This window comes from Mycolicibacterium madagascariense (assembly GCF_010729665.1).
GTDB lineage: Bacteria > Actinomycetota > Actinomycetes > Mycobacteriales > Mycobacteriaceae > Mycobacterium > Mycobacterium madagascariense.
In genome coordinates, this window is sequence record NZ_AP022610.1 from 5,339,081 (window position 1) to 5,359,394 (window position 20,314).

A 20,314-nucleotide genomic window follows, 5' to 3' on the forward strand; every position below is an offset into this window, starting at 1 on the left:
TCACGGGTGGCGGGGGTTGGTCCAGAGCCCCTCGGTCACGTCGTGCAGGCTGACGAGGAGCAGCGGATCGGTCGAGCGCATCAGCATCGAGTCCGACACCAGGGTGCTGACCACGTAGCGCTCGGCGTGGCGCCACTCGACGAGCGTGCCACGCGCCGAACCGAGGGCCTCGGCACACGCTTGCGCAGACTGGCCGTCGCGCCCCACCAGGAGGTCGGTGATGGGCTGACCGGTCAGTTCGGCGGTGTCCGAGTGGCCCATCATCGTCGCGAATGCCGGGTTGCCGTAGGACAATTCACCGTTCTCGCTCACCGCGATGACCGGCATCAGCATGCGGTCCAGCAGCACCAGCGCGGGCAGCTGCTGCAGGTACCCGGTCGTCGAGGTGGGGCGTGCGCCACTGCGTCGTTCGATCACGAGACCCGGTCCCGTCGGCCGTGCTTGTCCACGTGCACGGTCGTGCGCACCGCCACGCGAGCGTCCCCGAGCATCTCGGTGACCTGACCGCCGACCTCGTCCACCGCGGCGACCAACGCGGGGACCGTCGCCGGCGAGTACGCGGTGACCGCGAGGTCGATCGTGCGGGAGCCGCGGTCGATCACGGCCTTGCCCTTGGCGCCGTGACTATTCGTGTCGTGCTGCAGGGCCGTTGCCGCGGCGTCGGCGACCTGACCCAGGTCGACGCTGATCGTGCCCGCGGCCGTCGGGGGCAGCGGCAGCGCCTTCACGCGCGCCTTGGGCGTGTGGGCGAACAGCCAGCGCAGGCCGACGAGGGCGAGCACCAGGCCGACGCCGGCGACGGCCCACGGCCACCACTCGGTGTTCGTGGCCGACACCAGCCCGGGGGCGGTAATCGCATGGGGTACATGGGGAATCAGGTGGGTGTTCCACACCAGCACGCCGACTCCGACGGCGATCAGGGCGAGTCCGAACACCGCCGCGGCGAGCCGATCGACGGTGGTGGCCAGGCGGGTCATCTAAGCGTCTCCTGTTCGAGTGCGAATGCGGATCTTGACGGGGTCGGCCAGGATCGCGGTGGCCGTCCGCACGGCGTCGGCGATGGCGGACTCCACGTCGGCGTCCCCGCCGTCGGTCGTCGTGCGCGCGGTGACGGTGACCTTGCGCAGCGTCGCCGACGACCGGGCGTCGAGCACGCCCGCGACCGACTCGGCTGCGGCCGTGGCCAGCCGGGCGACGTCGGCGGGCGCGATCCACACGCTGCTGCGCGCGTTCACCGGGATGGCCGTCCGGCGACGGGGTCGCACGGCGGCGTACAGCCACCAGAGACCGACCACGATCGCCACGACGCCGACGGGAATCATCCACACGGCGAACGTCAGTCCGTCGATCCAGCCGACGGCGTTCTTGGTCCATTCGCGACCGTCGAGCCATCCCGCGGCCACGGCGCCGTCGCGCAGGCCGACCGCCCCGAGCCCCAGCAGGAGCACGGCGATCAGCGTGCCGACGTAGCCCGCGGCGGGGGCGGCCACCGGGACCTTGCCCGCGATGGGGGTCGGCGTAGGCGTCTTGGCCTGCTCGACCGAGGCGGTCATGACACCCTCCTGGAGTGGTCGTCGGAGTCCACGACGACGGCTTCGATGGCGACGTCGACGCCGTCGACCTCGAAACCGGCGGAATCGGTCAGGGCTCGAGTTACGTTGTCCTGCACGGCCTTCGCGACCGCGGCCACGGGCTGCGGCCAGGTCACGGCGACGCTGAGGTGAGCGCGGACGCGGGTGGCCGAGACGACGACCCGGGCCCGCGGCAGGTCACGGCCGGTGAGCTTGTCGAGTCCGGCCGCGTGCGGCTGGACGCCGGGGGTCGTCAGTGCGGCGTGCATCGCCACGCGCTGGGCGACCTTGTCCCGCACGACCAGCGAGCCCCGCTCACCCGGGTCGGTGCTCGGTTCGCTAGCCACGGCCGCGTCCCCGCAGGAGGGCGCCGAGGTCGAACTCACCGTCGCGATGGCCGCCGATCAGGTAGCCCACGGCGCCGAGGATCAGCGCGACGAGGAACCCGGTGAACCCGCCGGCGGCTGCTGCCACGCCGAGCAGCAGCCCCGCGATCAGTCCCAGACTGGATGTGGTCATGAATACCTCCGAGAAGTGTTGCGCCACAGTCTTTTTGCGACGTCAAAGAGTGATGTAGCGGCGGCCGCCCGGGCGGCGAACGCGGATCCGGCGGATCAGCGTTCGCACGGACCCGAGTCGGCTGCGTCGCACGAGTAGGGGTGGTGCGTCGTAGCGGCGGTCGATCGCCTCGAGTGCGGCGGTGAACCGTGCCGCGTCGCCGCCGGCGTCGGGATGCCACGCCAGGGCCGCGGCACGGCGCGCCCGCTTCCGGTCGAGCCGTGGGTCGGTCATGGTGCCGTCGGTGCGACGACGTCCTCGACGGTGACGTCGACGGGGCCCTTGGTGATGGTGCCGACCACCTCGCGGATGCGGGCGGCCGTCTCGCGGACGGGGGCGCCGAAGACCAGGGACACGTGCACTTCGGTGACGTCGTCGCCGAGGCGTATGCCCGCCACGCGGCGTCCGGGGAGGTAGGTGCCCACCTCACCGAACATGCCCGCGTTGAGCTCCGCCACACCTGGCACGCCGAGCACTGCCGCGGCGACGACGTCGGCCATCTCGGTCATGCGCTACTGCACGCGGACGGTCGCGGGCTCGTCCGCGCCCTCGTCGTCGTCCTCGAGGTGGACGTCGTGGACCGTCACGTTGACCTCGGTCACTTCGAGACCGGTCATCCGCTCGATCGCGGCGATGACGTTGCGGCGCAGTCCGTTGGCCAGGTCGGCGATCGAGACGCCGTACTCGGCGACGATGTCCAGGTCGACCGCGGCCTGCTTCTCGCCGACCTCGACCGAGACGCCCTGGGAGTGGTTGACGCTGGCACCCGGGATGCGCTCGCGCAGCGCGCCGACCACCCGGGAGGCGCCGCCGCCGAGGGCGTAGACGCCGTGGACTTCCTTCGCGGCGATGCCGGCGATCTTGGAGACCACGGTGTCGGCGATGGTGGTCTTGCCGTGCGTGCTCACCAGGGTGGCTTCGCTGCGGGTGCTGACGTCGGTGCCCTGGGTTCCCACGGGCTGGGTGCTGGTCATGCTGATCGCGCTCCTTCTGAGTCGATGGGTTGATGTGGTGACACGGTGTAGTCGACGCCGGCGACGTCATCCGAACGTCCTTCACGGGTGAGCTGTGTCACAACCTTCGTTCATGGCACACTGCGGGCGTGAGCACCGACCGGCCCCTGGCCGACGCCGGCGACGCAGCACTGGTCAGCGCCGCCGCGCTGGGGGATCGCGCCGCGTTCGAGGTGGTGGTGCACCGGTACGGCCCCATGCTCTACCGCTATGCCCGGCGGATGCTCGCCAACGAGCAGGACGTCGCCGACGCCGTACAGGAGACCTTCGTCGCCGCGTGGCGCCAGCTCGACACCTTTCGCGGCCAGTCCTCGCTCAAGACCTGGCTGTTCTCGATCTGCGCGCGCAAGATCGTCGACAGCTACCGGGTCAAGCGCGCCGTGCCCATCGACGACCTCGCCCTACAGACGCACCCGTCGACGGGGCCGGACGACGATCCGTTCGCCCACGCGTCATCCACCGAATTCCTGACGGCCCTGGAACGCGCACTCGAAGAACTCCCCCCGCGTCAGCGCGCGGCCTGGGTACTCAGGCAGATCGAGGACATGACGTTCCCCCAAATCGGGGACATACTCGGGTTGACCCCCGATACGGCCCGCGGTCACCATTTCCGCGCCACCCGCACGCTGCGGGAGAGATTGAGGAGGTGGAAGTGAGCCAGACGAGTGACCTGCTGTCGCAGGCCGGGGGCATTCTACGCAACGCCGCCGAACCCGGCTGGGACGCGATCGCGTCGCGCGTCGTCAATGCGGTCAGACGCACTCCCCGCGCCGGCGGCTGGCCACTGCTCGCCGATGGCCCCGACCTGCCCGGCTCCGGTCATCTCTTCGTCAGCGAGAACGTCCTGCGCAGCACCCTGGCCGTGACGCTGCGCCAGCGCTACCTCTGCCTGCCGACGGCCATCGACCTCGACGTCGAGGACGGCGCGCTGCGGGGGGTGCACGTCGACGTCACCGGCAGCTACGGCACCGAACTGCGCCGGCTGGCCGACGGCATCCGCGCCACGACCGTCGAGGTCGTCGCGGAGCTGCTCGGCACGACCGCGACCGATCATCACCCCATCGACATCACCATCACCGACGTCGTCACCGGCGATCCCCTGCAGTCCTGACCGCCGTGTGCAACTAGCACCGCCGCTGGCCTACCCGCCCGCTTCCTCGTAGCGTCCTGCGCCCCACCGCGAAAGGGCGAGGCGTTGAGAAGACCGTTGTCCTGGCCGGCCGTGTTGTGCTGGCTGACCGTCCTGCTCGACGGCTACGACCTCGTCGTGCTCGGCGCCGCCATCCCGACCCTGCTCGAACGGCACCATCTCGGGATGACCGCGAGCACCGCCACGTTCGCGGCCACGTTCTCCTTGGTCGGGGTGGCCGTCGGCGCGGCCCTGTCGGGCCCGTTCGCCGACCGGCGCGGTCGCCGCACGACGCTGCTGTCCTCCATCGCCCTGTTCTCCGTCGCGACGGCGCTGCTGCCGACGGCTGGTTCACTGGGCGTCTTCGACGCCTACCGATTCGCGGCGGGGCTCGGCCTGGGAGCCTGCCTGCCGACCGCGCTGACGGTGATGGCCGAGCGCGTTCCCCCGGGCCGGCGCGCCCTGGCCAGCACGCTCACCATGACCGGCTACCACACCGGGGCCGTGCTGACGTCGCTGCTGGCCCTGCGGTTCGTGCCGCGCTGGGAACCGCTGTTCTTCCTCGGCGGCGCGGCGGGTCTACTCCTGCTGCCCCTCGTCTGGCTCCGGCTGCCCGAGTCGGCCGCCTTCCTCGATCTGCGCTCCGAACCACGGGAACCGTTGCGCGCCTTCATGACTCGCCCTCGGTTGGTCATGACGCTCGGCGTGTGGGCCGGTTCGTTCATGGGACTGCTGCTCGTCTACGGGCTGAACACGTGGCTGCCGACGCTGATGCGCACCGCCGGGTATTCGATGTCCTCGTCACTCACCCTGCTGCTGGTGCTCAACGCCGGGGCGATCGTAGGACTGCTCGTCGCCGGGATGGTCGCCGACCGGCGCGGCATCAAGGCGACCGTCGTGGTCTGGTTCGGCGTGGCGGCGGTATTGCTCGCGACCCTCAGCCTGACGTTCACCAGCAGTCTCGTCCTGGACGCGGTCGTCTTCGTCACCGGCGTCTTCGTGTTCTCCGCTCAGGTGCTGATCTACGCCTACGTCACCGCGGCCTACCCCACCGACGTGCGAGCGACCGCGCTGGGATTGACGGCCTCGGTCGGGCGGCTCGGAGCGATCTTCGGGCCCGCCCTGACCGGGCTGCTCGTCGTCGCCGGATCGGCGCATCCCTGGGGCTTCTACTTCTTCGCGGCGGTCGCCGTGCTCGGCGCCGCGGCCCTGGCCGTCGTGCCACGCGTCCCCGCGGCGGGGTCTCGTCGGGGCATTCCGCTCGAGCGCCGAATGTCCGACGAGTAGCAAATGCCGAATGGCTTGCTGCGGGTCTCGCAGGCTAATGCCGTGGCGCCCAGCATTTGGCGGCTTGAATAGGCGGCATTGAGCCCCTACCTGCAATTATCTCTACCGCACCAAGCGTCTTCGAACCACCTTGAGTGAAGCTGGCAATCTCCTTTCAGGTTGGTCTTACGCGTGCGTCAAACATCGCGCCGAAAACGCGCTGAGCTGCGACGAACACCACGACGGCCGCGGCCGCCGCGGTCGCTCGGCAAACATTCGCGCCGTCGGTCGTGGCGTGATATACCAAACGTTCAAAGGGCTCTCTCCGGCACCAATCGGCCATGAAGGACGGCAAGGAATTGATGGCCAAGAATGACGCTTCGGCCCCGATCCGGACGTGCGAATTCAGCACTTCCGCTAACGGCATGACGTCGCCCGCGGGATCGTTCCCATGCCGGTAGATCTGCGGCAGTATCGTCTCGTCTACGTGGCCCCCGAGTTGGGCCGCACCGCGGTGGGTGACTACGGCACCGCGTTCGCCGACGCCGTGCGACCGCACTTCGGCGAGGTCGTGGAGGTGCGCACCCTCGGCCCCGGCGAGGAGGGCGTCGCCGACGTGCGGCGGCACCGCGACACCGTGCGGGCGCTGGTGGCCGGCGGGCCCCCGGGGCGGGTCCTGGTGCACTCGGAGATCGCCGCCGGTGGCGTCGGGCCGTTCTGGGCGACGGCCGGGCTGGCGGACGTGCCCGTGACGTCGACGATCCACGACCCACCCCAGGGCGTGTGGATGCCGGCGCGAACCCGCTTCATCGCGAGGTCCCGGCTGCGGACCCACGCCATCCACTACCCGCTGCGCCCGGTGTCGCGGAAGCTCGAGGGTTCGGTGTACGGCGACCGGACGCTGTTCGCGCTGACCCACACCGGACGACGGGCGATCACGCGCACCTACCCGCGTGCCGACGTGCACACCGCGCCCTACCTGATCGCCGAACGGCCCGAGATCAAGCCCGTCACCCAGCGGCCCAAGGCCGTCGGCTTCTTCGGCTTGGTCTATCGCGGAAAGGGTTTCGAGCACATCGCGGCCATCCGCAAGCAGCTGCCCGACGACATCCTCATCCGCGTGGCCGGTCGCGGCACCCAGTCGCTGCCGCGCATCGACGGCGTCGAGATCCTCGGCCCCGTGGACGGTCCGGCCGAAGACGCGTTCTTCGAGTCGGTGCGCGCGATCGTGGTGCCCTACTGCAAGCGGCACTTCTACGCCGAGACCTATCCCGCCTCCGCGGTCGTGGCGCACTCGACCGCGTACCGCACGCCCGTCGTGTGCACCGACTACGGCGCGCTCGCCGACCTGAGCGAGTCCTCCGGTGTCCTGGTGGTCCGCGGCGGTCACGACCACGCCGACCCGCTGCCCTCGCTCTTCGCCTCGTCGATCGAGTCACTCGTCAACGACCACTCGCACCTGGCGGCACTGGGTGCGGCGTCGGATCAGACGCGGCGTCGCAACGGGGCCGCGGGGACCGCCGCGGCGTTCGCCGCCGTGTGGCGGGAGATGCTCGGCCGCGGCCAGGAGCCACTCGTCGAACACGCGCCGCAGCCCGAGCACCGCGTTCGCGTCCTGGCGGGCCTGCGCCACACGTGACCTACTGTCGAGACATCACCCGGTGGAAGGTCGGCCGATGGATCTCGACATGCGCAAGGTGCGGTATTTCGTCGCTCTCGCCGAAGAGCTGAACTACCGCGCCGCGGCCGAACGTCTGCATCTCGCCCAACCCGTCCTCAGCCGGCAGATCCAGAGCCTGGAACGCGAACTGGGCGTGCGGCTCTTCCTGCGGGACAGCACCGGAACCCGGCTGACACCCGCCGGTGAGCAGTTGCTGAAGGATGCGGTGCCGCTGTTGACGGACGCCCGCGGACTGCAGCGCCGGGTGGCCGCGGCGGCGCAGAGCACCCGCAGCCTCACCGTCGGGTTCATGCCCGGCCTGACGATCACCTTCGCGACCCGGGCCCTGTCGAAGGCCCATCCCGACGTGTCGGTCGAGGTGTTGCGCACCGACTGGACCGACCAGGTCACCGTGCTCCACGATGGCCGCGCGGACGTCGGGTTCGTCCGGATGCCCATCGATCTGACCGGGTTGTCGACCCTGAGCGTCTGGCACGAGCCGCACGTCGCGGTCGTGGCCGCAGCGCACCCGGTGGCCGGCCGGGACACCGTCGGCATCGCCGAACTCGCCGCCGACGATCTGCTGCAGGATCCCGACACCGTTCCGGAGTGGAAGGCCGTCCGCGTCGATGCCGAGTACCGCGCCCCGTCGCCGCCCGCGCGCAGTGTCGAGGAGAAGCTGGAATGGGTGGCCAGCGGTCGAGGTTTCAGCGTGCTGCCCCAGTCCGTCGCCGACTACTACCGGCGCTCCGACATCGCCGCGGTGGCGCTGAACGACGTGGCGTTCAACGAGGTGCGGCTGGCGTGGCTGCGTGACCGCCGTTCCCCGGTGCTCGACTCGTTCGTCGACGTGGTCCGCCAACACCTGCCGTTGGAGGAGTCCGAGGCGCGGTTCTCGGCGTAGCCGGCGGACGCCCCGATACCCGCGGGGTATCGCGTTGGCCGAAAAAGGTCTTGGACCGACGCCGCCGCCGCGGGCATTGTCGACCTCGCAGGTCTTGGCAGCACGCGCCGACGAAGGGACACCCAGATCATGGCTCGCATCTTCATCACCGGATCGACCGACGGGTTGGGGTCGATGGCAGCACGACTGCTCGCCGACGGCGGGCACGAGGTCATGCTGCATGCGCGCACCGCCGAACGGGCCGACGAGGCGCGGGCGGCGCTGCCGGCCAACGACGGCGTGGCGATCGGCGACGTCTCGTCGCTCGAGGAGATGCGCTCCGTCGCCGAGCAGGCCGCCGACTCGGGGCCCTTCGACGCGGTCATCCACAACGTCGGACTCGGATTTCAAGCCACCGAGCGCATCTCCACCGTGGACGGCCTCGCCCAGACCTTCGCCGTCAACGTCCTGGCGCCCTACGTCATCACCGCATCGATGCCCCAGCCCAGCCGATTGATCTACCTCAGTTCGAAGTTGCACCGACGGGGCGAGTTCGATCTCGACGACCCCCAGTGGACGCGCCGCCCCTGGGACGGCAATCAGGCGTACGCCGACAGCAAGCTGCTGGACGTGATGCTGGCGTTCGGCATCGCGCGCCGGTGGCCGGACGTCTTGGTCAATTCCGTTGAGCCAGGCTGGGTTCCGACGAAGCTCGGGGGTGCGGACGCCTCCGACGACCTCGAGGCGGGCCCGGTGACCCAGGCGTGGTTGGCAGTCAGCAACGACCCGGCCGCGACGGTCACCGGGCAGCACTTCTTCCATCAGGAGCTCGCCGACGTACATCCCGAAGTCCGCTCAGTCGAGAAGCAGGACGCCTTGCTCGACTACTGCGCCCGGCTGGCGGACGTGAAATTGGCTTAGTCACAGGCGTTTCCGACGCATCTGCCGCTGGCTCACCGCAAAGGGTTGGCTGACAGCCGACCTGAAACTGATGCCTCAATCCGTAGTAGGACGCCTCCGAATCTCTGCGCCGAGCTGTCGCGCTCCGGCCCTGCAGTCGAACTGGGGAATGCCCCGTCAAGCGACTGTGAGGGGACGCCATCAGTCCGAATCCGCGCCCGTGGTCCTACTGGACACGGAACAAACTGGAGATTCTCGTCGGCTATCTGCCGGCCTTCACGAAGGCGGTCCGCGGTAAGTCGCCAGAGTGCATCTACCTGGACCTGATGGCTGGCCAACCAAAGAACGTCGAGCGTCATACCGGCGCTGAGTTCGACGGCTCACCCGTCATCGCCATGAATGTGCTGCCGCCCTTCTCCCGGTTGCGCTTCGGCGAACTGAACTCCGCCCGCGCCCGCGCGCTGGAATGGCATCTGCGCGAGACGTTCCCCGGTGACACCCGATACGAGGTCGTGCAGGGTGACTGCAACGCCACCATCGACGCCACCCTCGCCCGTCTCGCCGATGTCGCCTGGGCACCGATGTTCGCATTCGTCGACCAGCAAGCCGCCGAGGTGCACTGGGAGACCATCCGCAAGTTGGCCGCCTTCCGCCAGGACCGCAGACACGGACGCAAGGCCGAGATCTGGATTCTGATGTCGCCCACCATGATCCTCAAGGGCGTGCGCGGCACGAACAACGCGGCTTTTCAACGGCGAGTGGACCGCCTGTATGGGGGCAGCGAGTGGCGCCAGATCCAGCGCGCCTTCGACGGGCGCACGATCATCGCAAGCGACTACCGCCGGCAGATGGTCAACCTGATGCGGTGGAAGTTCGAGCACGAACTCGGTTATGCCGTCACACATCGCATCCCGATGCAGATGCACGACAAAGTGGAAATCTACGACATGGTGTTCGCCACCGACCACGACGCGGGCGACCGCATCATGCGGCACCTCTACAACCAGGCCGCACTGCGCGAGCCCGAAATGATGCGCCAGGCCAAGGAAGCCAAATCGGGTCAGTTCTCGCTCTTCGATGACGACGGCGGCGTCGAGGATGCGAGTGCCGGCCAACGGTTGTGGAGACCTGAACCGTGCTGGGATCCGACGGGCGCCGACTGGTGGAGCTACGAGGACTACTTGGACGAGAACCTCTAGACGGCAGCTGGCATCTCGTCCCACCGTCGGCCGTCGAGCTCGCGGCCTTCGGCCTTTGGCGTCCGCCCGCCCCACTGCTTGAAGAAGAAGGCGACGCCGGCGTCCTGGCAGACATTGCGAATCCCGCGGACCCATTCGCCGTCGAGTGGCCGATGATTCGCGCCTGACTCGCCGCCGACGATGACCCAGTGAATGCCGCCGAGGTCGAGCCCGTCGAGCGGCCCTATCAGCGGCTCGCACGACAAGAAGCGAACGGCCGCAGGGACGTCCCGCAGATGGTCGACGCGCGGCAACGCAGAACAGTTCTCGACGGACACGCCCATCCACAGATTGCTTGGCCAGTGCAGGGTTTCGCCCAGCCGGCGCAGTCGCAAGCTGCGCTTGGTGAGGACCTGATACGTATGCTGCGGCGTATCGCGACACACGTCGAACACGTCGCGGATGAAGCTCACCGGTACGCGCGCATGGAACAGATCGGACATCGAGTTCACGAACACGACGCGTGGTTGGCGCCAGCGGCGTGGCTCGTCGAGCGTCCGCGGGTGAATGGTGACGCCGAAACCTGGTCCCGACGTGCGTGGGTCGCCGTCGTTCTGGTATTTCTCGGACCCCATCGCCTTCAACCGTTTGGCCAAAGTCATGGCGTAGCAGTGGTCGCAGCCCGACGACACGCGATCGCAGCCCGTGACGGGGTTCCAGGTGGCTTCGGTCCATTCGATCGCCGATCGGTCAGCCATCTGCCACCTTCTACGAGTTCGTCGCACTCACCCTAGGTCGCCGCGATCAGTCGTTTCGTCGCGGCCTTCACCGTGTGACAGATCGAGCAGCGCTATTCGACGGCTCAATCTATCGGCGGGGTCCGACAGCCAACGGGGAACGCCCCGAACGAACCGACAAGCTCACCGGATAGTGAATTGAGGCCAAAAAACAACCCCTCACCTGCATTCACAGGCTCGGGGCTATGGCGGTGGCGGAGGTGTGGTGTTTCAGGACATGCGCATAGCGTGTCGCAAGACATCGGAATAGGCGCCGGGATGACCGTCGAGGGATGTCGAAGGCTCGCCTGGTCATCACCGCGGTCGTGGTCGAGGGACGCACTCAGTCTGAGGTCGCCCGCGAATACGGGGTGTCGCAGTCCTGGATCTCGCGCCTGGTCGCGCGATACCGGGTCGAGGGCGAGGCGGCATTCGAACCACGTTCCCGGCGCCCACACAGCAGTCCGACCCGTCTACCCGAGACGACGATCCGCCTGATCGTCGAACTGCGCGCCGAACTGTTCAGCAAAGGGCTCGACAACGGTCCGGCTACGATCGCCTGGCACCTGCGCCATCACCACGGCACCGTCGTGTCGGCGGCATCGATCAGCCGGCACCTCCACGCCGCCGGGCTGATCGTCGCGGCGCCGAAGAAGAGACCCAAGACCTCCTACATCCGCTTCGCCGCCGAACAACGCAGGCGAACGCTGGCAAGCCGACTTCACCCACTGGTGGCTCGCCGATCACGCGCACGTCGAAATCCTCGACTGGCTCGACGACCATTCCCGCTACGCACTCTCGGTGACCGCCCACGTCCGCGTCACCGGTCCCATCGTCCGCGACGAATTCTGCAAAGCCATTGCCGCCCATGGCATCCCATACTCAACCCTCACCGACAACGGCATGGTGTTCACCACCCGACTCGCCGGCGGCAGAGGCGGCCGCAACGCCCTGGAAGCACAACTACGCCAGCTGGGAGTGATCCAGATCAACTCCACCCCCAACCATCCCACCACGTGCGGCAAGATCGAACGCTTCCACCAAACGCTCAAGAAGTGGCTCGCCCGTCAACCCCGCGCCGCCACCATCGCCGAGCTCCAAGCCCAACTCGACACCTTCGTCGAGGAATACAACCACCACCGCCCGCACTGCTCACTACCCCACAAAGCCACCCCGGCCACCGTCTACACCACCCGCCCCAAAGCCGCCCCCGGGCAACGCCTAGACAGCCACCAACGAGTGCGCACCGACCGCGTCGACACCTACGGCAGCCTGACCCTGCGCATCAACGGCCGCCTGCACCACATCAGCATCGGCCGGGCCCACGCACGAACCCGCGTTCTCATGCTCGTGCACGACCTCGACGTCAGAATCATCGACGCCGCCACAGGCGAGCTCCTTCGCCACCTCACCATCGACCCCACCAGGGACTATCAACCCCGGCGCGTCCCCTGCAGGCGCCCACGAAAAAAGCCCTGAACCCCCAACGAGGGTTCAGAGCTATTCGGATGTCTTGCAACATCACATGGCGGTGGCGGAGGGATTTGAACCCTCGGACGGGGGTTACCCGTCACACGCTTTCGAGGCGTGCTCCTTAGGCCGCTCGGACACGCCACCGTCGGGCAGCTTACCGGCAACCCGCCACGGCCCCTAATCGTTGGTGCAGTCAGCCCGTGCGCTGCCGCGCGAAGAACGCCTCCAGCGGCGCCGCGCACTCCTCGGCGAGTACGCCGCCCCTGACCTCGGGCCGGTGGGTGAGCCGGCGGTCGCGCACCACGTCCCACAGCGAGCCGACCGCGCCCGTCTTGGGCTCCCAGGCGCCGAACACCACCCTGGCGACCCGCGCCATGACGAGCGCGCCCGCGCACATCGTGCACGGTTCGACGGTGACCGCGAGCGTCGTGCCCTCCAATCGCCAGCCATCGCCGAGCACGCGGGCGGCCGCCCGCAGGGCCAGGATCTCGGCGTGCGCGGTGGGGTCGCGGAGCTCCTCGCGGGCGTTGGCGGCCCGGGCGAGCTCCACACCGTCGGGACCGACCACGACGGCGCCGATGGGAACGTCGCGAGGTCCCGCCCCCGCCGCCGCCTCGAGTGCGAGCCGCACCAGGTCGGAGTCGAGCAACTCCCTAGCGATCCAGTTTGTCGAGGAACGCCGTCATCTCGTCGCCGAACCCCATCTCCTGGGCGATCCGGGACAGCTGTTCGTCGGCGTAGTCGTCGTCGGACAGGATGATGCTGAGCACGCCCTCGGACAGACCGATGTCGGACAGCACACCGAGATCGCCCTCCTCGAAGGGCTCCTCGTCCTCCAGGTCCTCGGGATCCAGGTCCGCGTCGAGCTTCTCGAGCACCTGCCTGGCGATGTCGTAGTCGACGGCCGCCGTCGCGTCGGACAGGAACAGCCGGGCTCCTGCCGGCGCGGGGCGGACGATCACGAAGAACTCGTCGTCCACGTCGAGCAGACCGAATACCGCACCGGCGCTGCGCAACTCCCTCAGCTCGGTCTCAGCGGCGACCAAACTGGTCAGCGCCGCGCTGCGCAACGACGAACAGCGCCACTTGCCGTCCTCGCGGACGACGGCGACTCCGAATCCTTCCGGGAGATCTGCGGCCTGGCTCTGTCGCTGTGCTCCCATGAATCTCACGGTAGTCCCAGATCGCGCGCTTTGACCAGCTATCAAGGTCATGCCTGACGCGGCGGCAACCGCCCCGTGTGCCAACCTTGCAGAGTGGCAACTCCGGGGACGAGCACGCGCGCGACCAGCAGGCGACCCGTGTGCGTGCTGGGCCTCGGCCTGATCGGCGGCTCGGTGCTGCGGGCCGCCACGGCGGCCGGGCGCCAAGCATTCGGATACAACCGGTCCGTCGCGGGCGTCGAGGATGCTCGCTTCGACGGGTTCGACGCCACCGCGAACCTGTCCGAGGCGTTGGCGAGGGCGGCCGCCGACGACGCGTTGATCGTCCTCGCGGTGCCCATGCCGGCCCTGCCCGAGCTGCTCGACCACGTTCGCACGATCGCGAGCCACTGCCCGCTCACCGACGTGACGAGCGTGAAAGAGGCTGTGCGGCAAGCAGTTCGGGAGAAGGGCCTGCTCGACCGGTTCGTCGGCGGCCACCCCATGGCGGGTACCGCGCATTCCGGCTGGGCCGCCGGCGACGAGAAGCTGTTCGTCGGCGCCCCCTGGGTGCTCAGCGTCGACGATCACGTGGACCCCGACGTCTGGGCCGAAGTCATGCATCTCGCCCTGGAGTGCGGCAGCGCGATCGTCCCGGCGCGCTCCGACGAGCACGACGCCGCCGTCGCCGCCATCTCCCACCTGCCGCACCTGTTCGCCGAGACGCTGGCCGTCACCGCCGCCGACGTCCCGCTGGCGTTCTCCCTGGCGGCCGGGTCGTTCCGGGACGGCACGCGGGTCGCGGCCACCGCCCCCCAGCTGGTGCGCGCGATGTGCGAGGCGAACGCGGCCCAGTTGCACATCGCGTTGGAGAAGGCGATCGAGCTCCTCACTCAGGCCCGCGACGACCTCGCCACGACGGGGTCGGTCGCCGACCTCGTCGAGGCCGGCCACGCGGCCCGCACCCGCTACGACGGCGTCGAACGGCCTCGGATCGAGTCGATCACTCTGGGCGAACCCGGGTGGCGCGAGCACCTGGCGGCCGCCGGACGCGCGGGCGGCGTCCTCAGATCCGCTCTGCCAGGCCCGGGTAGTCGAGGATGAAGCCGTCGTCGTCGACGGTGATCGTGGTGTCGGCGACCGGGGAGTGCAGCTTGATCGCCGCGGGGTCGGACGCCTCGCTGGCGTACTCGATGTGCGCGGTCTCCACCGTCAGGTCCGGCAGCCGCACGTAGACCACCGGCAGCGCGATGGAGTCCGCCCGCTGGTAGATCCCGGTGCGACGGATCGGCAGCGCGTTGAAGAACGGGCTGTAGACGACGTCGACGTCGAGGGCGCCGTCGTGGGGCGCGCGGGTCGCGACGTTGAGCTTGTCCTGCACCACCCACATGTTCTCGCTGTCGCGGGCGATGTTGAGCTGCCGTTCCCGTTCGGCCATCGTCACCGTCAGCGAGAGCCGCTTGGTGGTGCCGCTGTCGTCGGTCACGAGGTCGTAGGAGGCGCTGAACGCGGGATGCGTCGACGTCTGCGCCGCCACGATCCGGCCGTAGGCCTTGATGCGGTGCCCGTTCAGCTGGACGCGCACCGACTCCATCCGGGAGACGTCGTGCGCCCGCCAGGTCAGGATCGTGGGCCAACGGTCGAGCGGCTCAGAGCGGACTACTTCACTCATGCCCCTACCGTAGGCGACGGTCCCCGCGCCTCGTGGCCTCCTTGGGAAAGCCCACCAGATCGTGACGTGGGAGCCGACTCGAGTTGGACCTCGTCGTCGAGGAACGGCTGCGGCATCCTGCCGCGACGCCCCCGGAAGCGGTCGGCACCGGGCTCGGACAGCCACACCGCGAAGGCCAGCACGGCGTCGAGGATCAGGGCGAGCGCCGTCACGACGAGGGCTCCGACGAGCGCCAGGTAGAACTGGCGCACCTTGATGCCGTCGATCAGGTAGCGACCCAGTCCCCCGAGGCTGGCGTAGGCGGCGATCGTCGCGGTCGCGACGACCTGCAGCGTGGCGGTGCGCAACCCGCCCAGGATGAGGGGCAGGGCGTTGCGCACCTCGACGCGCAGCAGCACCCGGGTCTCGGTCATGCCCATCGACCGGGCCGCGTCGACCACGTCGCGGTCGACGTTCGCGATGCCGGAATACGTTCCGGCCAGCAGCGGCGGGATGCCGAGCAGCATCAGCGCGATCGTCGGGGGCACCAGACCGAGACCCCACAGCAGCACGCCGAGCAGCAGCACGCCCAACGTCGGCAGCGCGCGCAGCGCGTTCACGCCTCCGACGACGACGAACGTGCCGCGGCCGGTGTGCCCGATCAGCATGCCGATGGGGATGGCGACCAGCGCCGAGAACAGGACCGCGACGGCCGTGTACTGCAGGTGCTCGAGGATGCGGATGCCAAGGCCGGCGGGCCCGGTCCAATTGGCGCCGGTGACGATGAACGACAGCGCCTGCTGCAGGAAGTTCACGACGCACCCGCCTTCGCCCGGCGGCCGGATCTGACCCACGGCGTGGCGACCTTGCCGAGGACCATGATGAGGGTGTCGATGACGATCGCCAGGATGAAGATCGCCACGATGCCCGCGACGATCTGATCGCTCTTGTCGGCCTGGTAGCCCTCGGTGAACCAGGTGCCCAGACCGCCGATGCCGATCACCGAACCCACCGAGACCATCGAGATGTTCGTGACCGCGACGACCCGCAGGCTCGCGACCAGAACCGGAATCGCCAGCGGTAGTTCGACTTTGAGGATCCTGGTCAACGGCTTGTATCCGATGGCGGTGGCTGCGTCGAGCACGGCGGGCGGCACCGCGTCGAGCGCCTCCGGGACGGCTCGCACCAGCAGGGCCACGGTGTAGAGCGTCAACGCGACGATCACGTTGGCCTGGTCCAGGATTCGCGTCGGGATGATGAGCGGCAACACCACGAACAGTGCCAGCGACGGGATCGTGAAGACGATGCTCGCCACCACCGTGGTCAGTCTGCGCAGCGCGGTCGTGCGCTGCACCAGTGCGCCGACCGGAACGGCGATCAGCAGCCCGAGCACCACAGGTACGAGGGACAGCCACAGGTGGATCAGCGTCAGGTCCCACGCCTGGCCGAGGTGCGTGAACAGATAGCGCACGGGTCAGTCCTCGCGGCTCTGCCGCTGCGCGGCGAGCGCCTCCAGCACGTCGTCGGCCCTGATGCCACCGATCACCTGCTTGTCGTCGTCGACGGCGACCCCGAGCCCGGCGGGCGAGGACAGCGCGGCGTCGAGTGCGAGCCGCAGCGTGCCCTTCGGCAGATACAGCGAGCCACCGGCAGTCGTGCTGTCGTACAACGACTTTCCCTCGCGGTGCAGCGCCACGCCGGCGGCGTCGACCCAGGCGTAGGGCGAGCCGTCGGGCCTGGTCACCAGCGCCCACTCACCGGGCGCGAGGTCGAGCGCGTCGACACCGTCCTCGCCGACGTGCCGAATGTCGTGCAGCGGCAACCCGGTACCCGGTGAGAACTGCAGCCCGCGGTACCCGCGGTCGGCGCCGATGAACCCGGCCACGAAGTCGTTGGCGGGGTTGGACAGCAGCCGTCGGGGCGCGTCGTACTGCTGCAGCACGCCCCCGCGGCCGAAGACGGCGACCTTCTCACCGAGCTTGAGCGCCTCGTCGATGTCGTGGGTGACGAAGACGATGGTCTTGCGCAATTCGCTTTGCAGACGCAGGATTTCGGCCTGCAGCTCCTCGCGGACCACGGGGTCGACGGCGCTGAACGGCTCGTCCATCAGGAGGATCGGCGGATCCGCGGCCAGTGCGCGCGCCACCCCCACCCGCTGCTGCTGACCGCCCGAGAGCTGCGCGGGATACCGGTCGGCGAGCGCGGGATCGAGCCCGACGCGTTCGAGCACCCCCATCGCGGCCTTGCGTGCGCTGCGCCGGGATTCGCCCTTCAACACGGGGACCGTCGCGACGTTGTCGACGACGCGCAGATGCGGCATCAACCCCGCGCTCTGGATGACGTAGCCGATGCCGAGCCGCAGCTTGACGGGGTCGACCGTCGTGACGTCCCGGCCGCCGACGCTCAGCACGCCCGACGTCGGCTCGATCATCCGGTTGATCATCCGCATGGAGGTCGTCTTGCCGCAGCCCGACGGGCCGACGAACACCGCGAGCGTGCCGTCGGGCACGTCCAGGGTCAGGTCGTCGACGGCGACCGTGCCGTCCGGGTACTTCTTGGTCACGCCTTCGAAGGTGATCATGTGCCTATCCGAGAGCCTTGTCGAAACCGTTGTCCTGCACCCATTTGCGCGCCGCCTGGTCCGGATCGACACCGCTGTTGCCCGAGGTCGCGGTGTTCATGTCGATCAGGGCCAGCGTGGTCAGCTTGGCCGACACCGCGTCGAGGACCGTCTTGAGTTGGTCGGACATCTTCTGCGAGGCCACCAGCGGGACGACGTTGGCGGCGAGGAAGTTGTTCTTCGGGTCCTCCAGCACGACCAGGTCGTTCTGCGGGATGGCCTGCGAGGTACTGAAGATGTCGGCCGCGGTCACCGTCCCGTCGACGAGCGCGCGCACCGTCGCGGGTCCGCCGCCGTCGCTGATCGACACGAAGTTCGCGGGCGTGATGTCGAGGCCGTACTTCGCCTTCAGGCCGGGTAGCCCCTCGGTGCGGGTCTGGAACTCCGATGGCCCACCGACCTTGACCTCCGCCGAGTGCGCCGCGAGGTCGCCGATGGTCTTGAGATTCCACTTCTGCGCCGTGGCCCTGGTGACCGCGAGGGTGTCGGTGTCGTTGGCGGGGGACGGCGTGAGAATCGACAGGTCGCCGGGAAGCGCGTGATAGAGCGCCAATTCGACCGCCTGCGGATCGGTCGCCGTGGTGGCCTTGTCGAAGTACTGCAGCAGGTTTCCGGTGTACTCGGGGATCAGGTCGATCGAATGATCCTTGACCGCGGGCACATACGTCTCGCGGCTGCCGATGCCGAACTGCCTGCGCACGGTGAAACCGTTGGCCTGCAACGTTTGTGCGTAGATCTCGGCGATGATCTTGGACTCGGTGAAGTCCGCGGATCCGACCGCGATCGACTTGAGGTCACCGGAGACCTCGCCCCCGCCCAGCGGATTGGAGCTGCCGCAGGCCGAGGTGGCGGCGAGTGCGAGGATCGCGACGCACACGGCCACGGCGCGCCGTCGGATGGTTCGTCGTACGGGGTTCACTGAGGAGTCCTTCCGGCGTCACCTGTCCCCGACGACCCTAATCAGGTTGCCGGGATGCCGCTTGACTTTGGCTCGCGCTGAGCCGCGCCGCTGGTGACGAACTGAGAACTACCCGGTACCAGCGGTTTCCTTTGGCGCCGAAAAGGGCAAGGATGAGGCCATGAGCACCGAACCGCAGTTGCCGCCCGTCGCATCGAGCCAGCCGGGCCCGTTGGACCCCGTCGAGAAGGAGCCGCATGCGGTCGGCTCTCCCACGCCGAAGTCCCCCCCTGAGAACGCCGTCAAGTTCACCAAGGCCGCCGCGCTCTGGTCGTCCCTGATCATCGGATTCCTGGTCCTGATCGTGTTGCTGATCTTCATTGCGCAGAACACCGACTCCGGGACGTTCCACTTCCTGGGGTGGTCGTGGAGCCTGCCGCTGGGGGTGGCGCTGCTCGCGGCGGCCGTCCTCGGCGGCCTGATCACCTTCCTGATCGGGGCCGCGCGCATCGTGCAGTTGCGCCGCGCCGCCAAGAAGAACTACAAGGCCGCGCTGCGGTAGACCCTCAGCGGGCCAGCTCGCCGAGTCCCGCTGCGATCAGCGGTGCGACGGCCTCGCCGACCTTGTCGCCGTCGGAGGTGCCGCCGGCCATCCGATCGCGGAACTGGATGCCCGCGGCGATGATCGCCAACTTGAAGTATGCGAGCGCCATGTAGAAGTCCCAATGGTCCAGCGACTGACCGGAGGCGACCGAATACCGTTGCGCCAGTTGGTCGGCCGACGGAATCTGCGGTGAGGACCAGGCCGCGTTGGCATGCACCATGTCGAACATCGGATGCCGGTAGACGCACATGAGCGCGGCGTCGCTGAGCGGGTCGCCCAGCGTGGACATCTCCCAGTCGAGCACCGCCCGCACCGTGGTGGCGTCGACGGCGTCGAGCATGGTGTTGTCGATGCGGTAGTCGCCGTGCACGATCGACGTCCGACTCTGCGGCGGGAGGGCTTCCCCCAGCGCCGCGTGCAGCCGCTTGACGTCGGCGTCGCGCGGGTCGTCCTCGGTGCGGACGAGGTCCCACTGCCCACCCCAGCGACGGACCTGGCGCTCGAGATAGCCGGTGGGCTTGCCGAAGTCGCCGAGCCCGACGGCCTCGGGATCCAGTGCGTGCAGGTCGGCCAGCACCTTGATCAGCGCGTCGACGCACGCGTCGATGGTGTGCTGATCACCCAGGGCGGTCAGTTCCTCGGAGTAGCGCACCACGCGGCCGGGCACGAAGTCGACCATCTGGAACGGCGCACCCAGCACGGAGTCGTCGTTGCGCATCGTCACCGCGTGCGCGACGGGCACGGCGGTGCCCTCGAGCGCGGCGACCACCTTGTACTCCCGCGCCATGTCGTGGGCCGACGGCGTCAACCCGTGCAGGGGCGGCCGGCGCAGCACCCACCGCGACGCGTCGTCGGACACCAGGAAGGTGAGGTTGGAGCGGCCGCCGGCGATCAGCTCGCCGCGGAGCTCGCCGTCGCGGGGCACGCCGATCGAGCGCAGATGGCGGTCCAGCGCATCGAGGTCCAGTCCGTCCAGGGTCGAAGTCACTGAA

At 68.9% G+C, this 20,314-nt stretch carries 26 protein-coding genes, 1 tRNA gene and 3 pseudogenes; 12 read left to right on the plus strand and 18 right to left on the minus strand.

Annotation, left to right across the window (positions count from 1 at the left end; genetic code table 11):
- The 8 genes from G6N60_RS25350 to G6N60_RS25385 are packed head-to-tail and all read right to left on the minus strand — an operon-like array spanning nt 1 to nt 3,103.
- Nucleotides 1–417: a PAS domain-containing protein gene (locus G6N60_RS25350; protein WP_163742529.1), complete on the minus strand. Its 417-nt coding sequence runs from the start codon at nt 415–417 to the stop codon at nt 1–3.
- The gene (locus G6N60_RS25355; protein WP_163742532.1) at nt 414–977 is read right to left on the minus strand and encodes an Asp23/Gls24 family envelope stress response protein; all 564 of its coding nucleotides are present in this window, start codon (nt 975–977) and stop codon (nt 414–416) included. The genes G6N60_RS25350 and G6N60_RS25355 overlap by 4 nt, the downstream gene beginning before the upstream one ends.
- Nucleotides 978–1,553, minus strand: coding sequence for a DUF6286 domain-containing protein (locus G6N60_RS25360; protein ID WP_163742535.1), 576 nt, complete (start codon nt 1,551–1,553; stop codon nt 978–980).
- Nucleotides 1,550–1,918 (minus strand): Asp23/Gls24 family envelope stress response protein, encoded by a 369-nt coding sequence (locus tag G6N60_RS25365; protein WP_246241031.1) that lies wholly within the window; start codon nt 1,916–1,918, stop codon nt 1,550–1,552. Before G6N60_RS25365 ends, G6N60_RS25360 begins: the two co-directional genes overlap by 4 nt.
- Nucleotides 1,911–2,090 (minus strand): hypothetical protein, encoded by a 180-nt coding sequence (locus G6N60_RS25370; protein ID WP_163742538.1) that lies wholly within the window; start codon nt 2,088–2,090, stop codon nt 1,911–1,913. Before G6N60_RS25370 ends, G6N60_RS25365 begins: the two co-directional genes overlap by 8 nt.
- 42 nt (nt 2,091–2,132) lie before the next feature.
- Nucleotides 2,133–2,363, minus strand: a complete 231-nt coding sequence (locus tag G6N60_RS25375; RefSeq protein WP_163742541.1) for a hypothetical protein — start codon at nt 2,361–2,363, stop codon at nt 2,133–2,135.
- Nucleotides 2,360–2,638, minus strand: coding sequence for an Asp23/Gls24 family envelope stress response protein (locus G6N60_RS25380; RefSeq protein WP_163742544.1), 279 nt, complete (start codon nt 2,636–2,638; stop codon nt 2,360–2,362). The genes G6N60_RS25375 and G6N60_RS25380 overlap by 4 nt, the downstream gene beginning before the upstream one ends.
- A 3-nt stretch (nt 2,639–2,641) precedes the next feature.
- Complete coding sequence (locus G6N60_RS25385; protein ID WP_163742547.1) at nt 2,642–3,103, minus strand: Asp23/Gls24 family envelope stress response protein; 462 nt, start codon at nt 3,101–3,103, stop codon at nt 2,642–2,644.
- 128 nt (nt 3,104–3,231) lie between these two features.
- On the opposite strand from G6N60_RS25385, the gene G6N60_RS25390 reads away from it, so the two are divergent.
- The 7 genes from G6N60_RS25390 (at nt 3,232) to G6N60_RS25420 (ending at nt 10,179) form a co-directional block, all read left to right on the plus strand.
- A complete protein-coding gene (locus tag G6N60_RS25390) occupies nt 3,232–3,798 on the plus strand; it encodes an RNA polymerase sigma factor (RefSeq protein WP_246241032.1) in 567 nt (188 codons plus the stop codon).
- On the plus strand, nt 3,795–4,253 hold the full coding sequence (locus tag G6N60_RS25395) for a hypothetical protein (protein ID WP_163742551.1): 459 nt from the start codon (nt 3,795–3,797) through the stop codon (nt 4,251–4,253). Before G6N60_RS25390 ends, G6N60_RS25395 begins: the two co-directional genes overlap by 4 nt.
- A gap of 84 nt (nt 4,254–4,337) precedes the next feature.
- Entirely contained in the window at nt 4,338–5,558 is a 1,221-nt protein-coding gene (locus G6N60_RS25400; protein WP_163742554.1) for an MFS transporter, read from the plus strand.
- A 430-nt stretch (nt 5,559–5,988) separates the two neighbouring features.
- A complete protein-coding gene (locus G6N60_RS25405) occupies nt 5,989–7,176 on the plus strand; it encodes a glycosyltransferase (RefSeq protein ID WP_163742557.1) in 1,188 nt (395 codons plus the stop codon).
- A gap of 37 nt (nt 7,177–7,213) precedes the next feature.
- The gene (locus G6N60_RS25410) at nt 7,214–8,101 is read left to right on the plus strand and encodes a LysR family transcriptional regulator (RefSeq protein WP_163742560.1); all 888 of its coding nucleotides are present in this window, start codon (nt 7,214–7,216) and stop codon (nt 8,099–8,101) included.
- 129 nt (nt 8,102–8,230) lie between these two features.
- Nucleotides 8,231–9,001: an SDR family NAD(P)-dependent oxidoreductase gene (locus tag G6N60_RS25415; protein WP_163742562.1), complete on the plus strand. Its 771-nt coding sequence runs from the start codon at nt 8,231–8,233 to the stop codon at nt 8,999–9,001.
- A 179-nt stretch (nt 9,002–9,180) separates the two neighbouring features.
- Nucleotides 9,181–10,179 carry a three-Cys-motif partner protein TcmP gene (locus tag G6N60_RS25420; protein ID WP_163744554.1) on the plus strand — a complete coding sequence of 333 codons (999 nt, stop codon included), beginning with the start codon at nt 9,181–9,183 and terminating at the stop codon, nt 10,177–10,179.
- Here G6N60_RS25420 and G6N60_RS25425 read toward each other — a convergent pair.
- Nucleotides 10,120–10,916: pseudogene (locus G6N60_RS25425) on the minus strand (DUF5131 family protein); the annotation flags it as partial. The gene G6N60_RS25420 and the pseudogene G6N60_RS25425 overlap by 60 nt on opposite strands.
- A gap of 311 nt (nt 10,917–11,227) precedes the next feature.
- Between G6N60_RS25425 and G6N60_RS28715 the strand changes: the two are divergent.
- The 3 genes and pseudogenes from G6N60_RS28715 to G6N60_RS28725 form a co-directional block, all read left to right on the plus strand.
- Nucleotides 11,228–11,494, plus strand: a pseudogene (locus G6N60_RS28715) (helix-turn-helix domain-containing protein); the annotation flags it as partial.
- Between the two features lie 190 nt (nt 11,495–11,684).
- A pseudogene (locus G6N60_RS28720) lies at nt 11,685–11,885 on the plus strand (IS481 family transposase); the annotation flags it as partial.
- 27 nt (nt 11,886–11,912) lie between these two features.
- Nucleotides 11,913–12,413 (plus strand): integrase core domain-containing protein, encoded by a 501-nt coding sequence (locus G6N60_RS28725; RefSeq protein ID WP_246241275.1) that lies wholly within the window; start codon nt 11,913–11,915, stop codon nt 12,411–12,413.
- A 47-nt stretch (nt 12,414–12,460) separates the two neighbouring features.
- On the opposite strand, the gene G6N60_RS25435 is transcribed toward G6N60_RS28725, so the two are convergent.
- From G6N60_RS25435 to G6N60_RS25445, 3 genes are all read right to left on the minus strand, one after another.
- Nucleotides 12,461–12,551, minus strand: a tRNA-Ser gene (locus G6N60_RS25435).
- 49 nt (nt 12,552–12,600) lie between these two features.
- On the minus strand, nt 12,601–13,056 hold the full coding sequence (locus G6N60_RS25440; RefSeq protein ID WP_163742568.1) for a nucleoside deaminase: 456 nt from the start codon (nt 13,054–13,056) through the stop codon (nt 12,601–12,603).
- Nucleotides 13,057–13,060: 4 nt separating this feature from the next.
- Complete coding sequence (locus G6N60_RS25445) at nt 13,061–13,570, minus strand: tRNA adenosine deaminase-associated protein (protein ID WP_163742571.1); 510 nt, start codon at nt 13,568–13,570, stop codon at nt 13,061–13,063.
- A gap of 138 nt (nt 13,571–13,708) precedes the next feature.
- Between G6N60_RS25445 and G6N60_RS25450 the strand changes: the two genes are divergently transcribed.
- Nucleotides 13,709–14,653, plus strand: coding sequence for a prephenate dehydrogenase (locus tag G6N60_RS25450; protein ID WP_246241315.1), 945 nt, complete (start codon nt 13,709–13,711; stop codon nt 14,651–14,653).
- On the opposite strand, the gene G6N60_RS25455 is transcribed toward G6N60_RS25450, so the two are convergent.
- The 5 genes from G6N60_RS25455 to G6N60_RS25475 are packed head-to-tail and all read right to left on the minus strand — an operon-like array spanning nt 14,616 to nt 18,718.
- Nucleotides 14,616–15,221: a putative glycolipid-binding domain-containing protein gene (locus G6N60_RS25455; protein ID WP_163742578.1), complete on the minus strand. Its 606-nt coding sequence runs from the start codon at nt 15,219–15,221 to the stop codon at nt 14,616–14,618. The two genes, G6N60_RS25450 and G6N60_RS25455, sit on opposite strands and share 38 nt — an antisense overlap.
- Complete coding sequence (locus G6N60_RS25460; RefSeq protein WP_163742581.1) at nt 15,218–16,015, minus strand: ABC transporter permease; 798 nt, start codon at nt 16,013–16,015, stop codon at nt 15,218–15,220. The genes G6N60_RS25455 and G6N60_RS25460 overlap by 4 nt, the downstream gene beginning before the upstream one ends.
- The gene (locus G6N60_RS25465) at nt 16,012–16,671 is read right to left on the minus strand and encodes an ABC transporter permease (RefSeq protein ID WP_163742584.1); all 660 of its coding nucleotides are present in this window, start codon (nt 16,669–16,671) and stop codon (nt 16,012–16,014) included. The genes G6N60_RS25460 and G6N60_RS25465 overlap by 4 nt, the downstream gene beginning before the upstream one ends.
- A gap of 3 nt (nt 16,672–16,674) precedes the next feature.
- A complete protein-coding gene (locus G6N60_RS25470; protein WP_163742587.1) occupies nt 16,675–17,781 on the minus strand; it encodes an ABC transporter ATP-binding protein in 1,107 nt (368 codons plus the stop codon).
- 4 nt (nt 17,782–17,785) lie between these two features.
- Nucleotides 17,786–18,718, minus strand: a complete 933-nt coding sequence (locus tag G6N60_RS25475) for an ABC transporter substrate-binding protein (protein ID WP_170312603.1) — start codon at nt 18,716–18,718, stop codon at nt 17,786–17,788.
- A 181-nt stretch (nt 18,719–18,899) separates the two neighbouring features.
- Between G6N60_RS25475 and G6N60_RS25480 the strand changes: the two genes are divergently transcribed.
- Nucleotides 18,900–19,280, plus strand: a complete 381-nt coding sequence (locus tag G6N60_RS25480) for a LapA family protein (protein WP_163742593.1) — start codon at nt 18,900–18,902, stop codon at nt 19,278–19,280.
- 4 nt (nt 19,281–19,284) lie between these two features.
- Here the strand turns inward: G6N60_RS25480 and G6N60_RS25485 are convergent, their stop codons facing one another.
- A complete protein-coding gene (locus G6N60_RS25485) occupies nt 19,285–20,310 on the minus strand; it encodes a phosphotransferase family protein (RefSeq protein WP_163742596.1) in 1,026 nt (341 codons plus the stop codon).
- Nucleotides 20,311–20,314 lie beyond the last annotated feature (4 nt).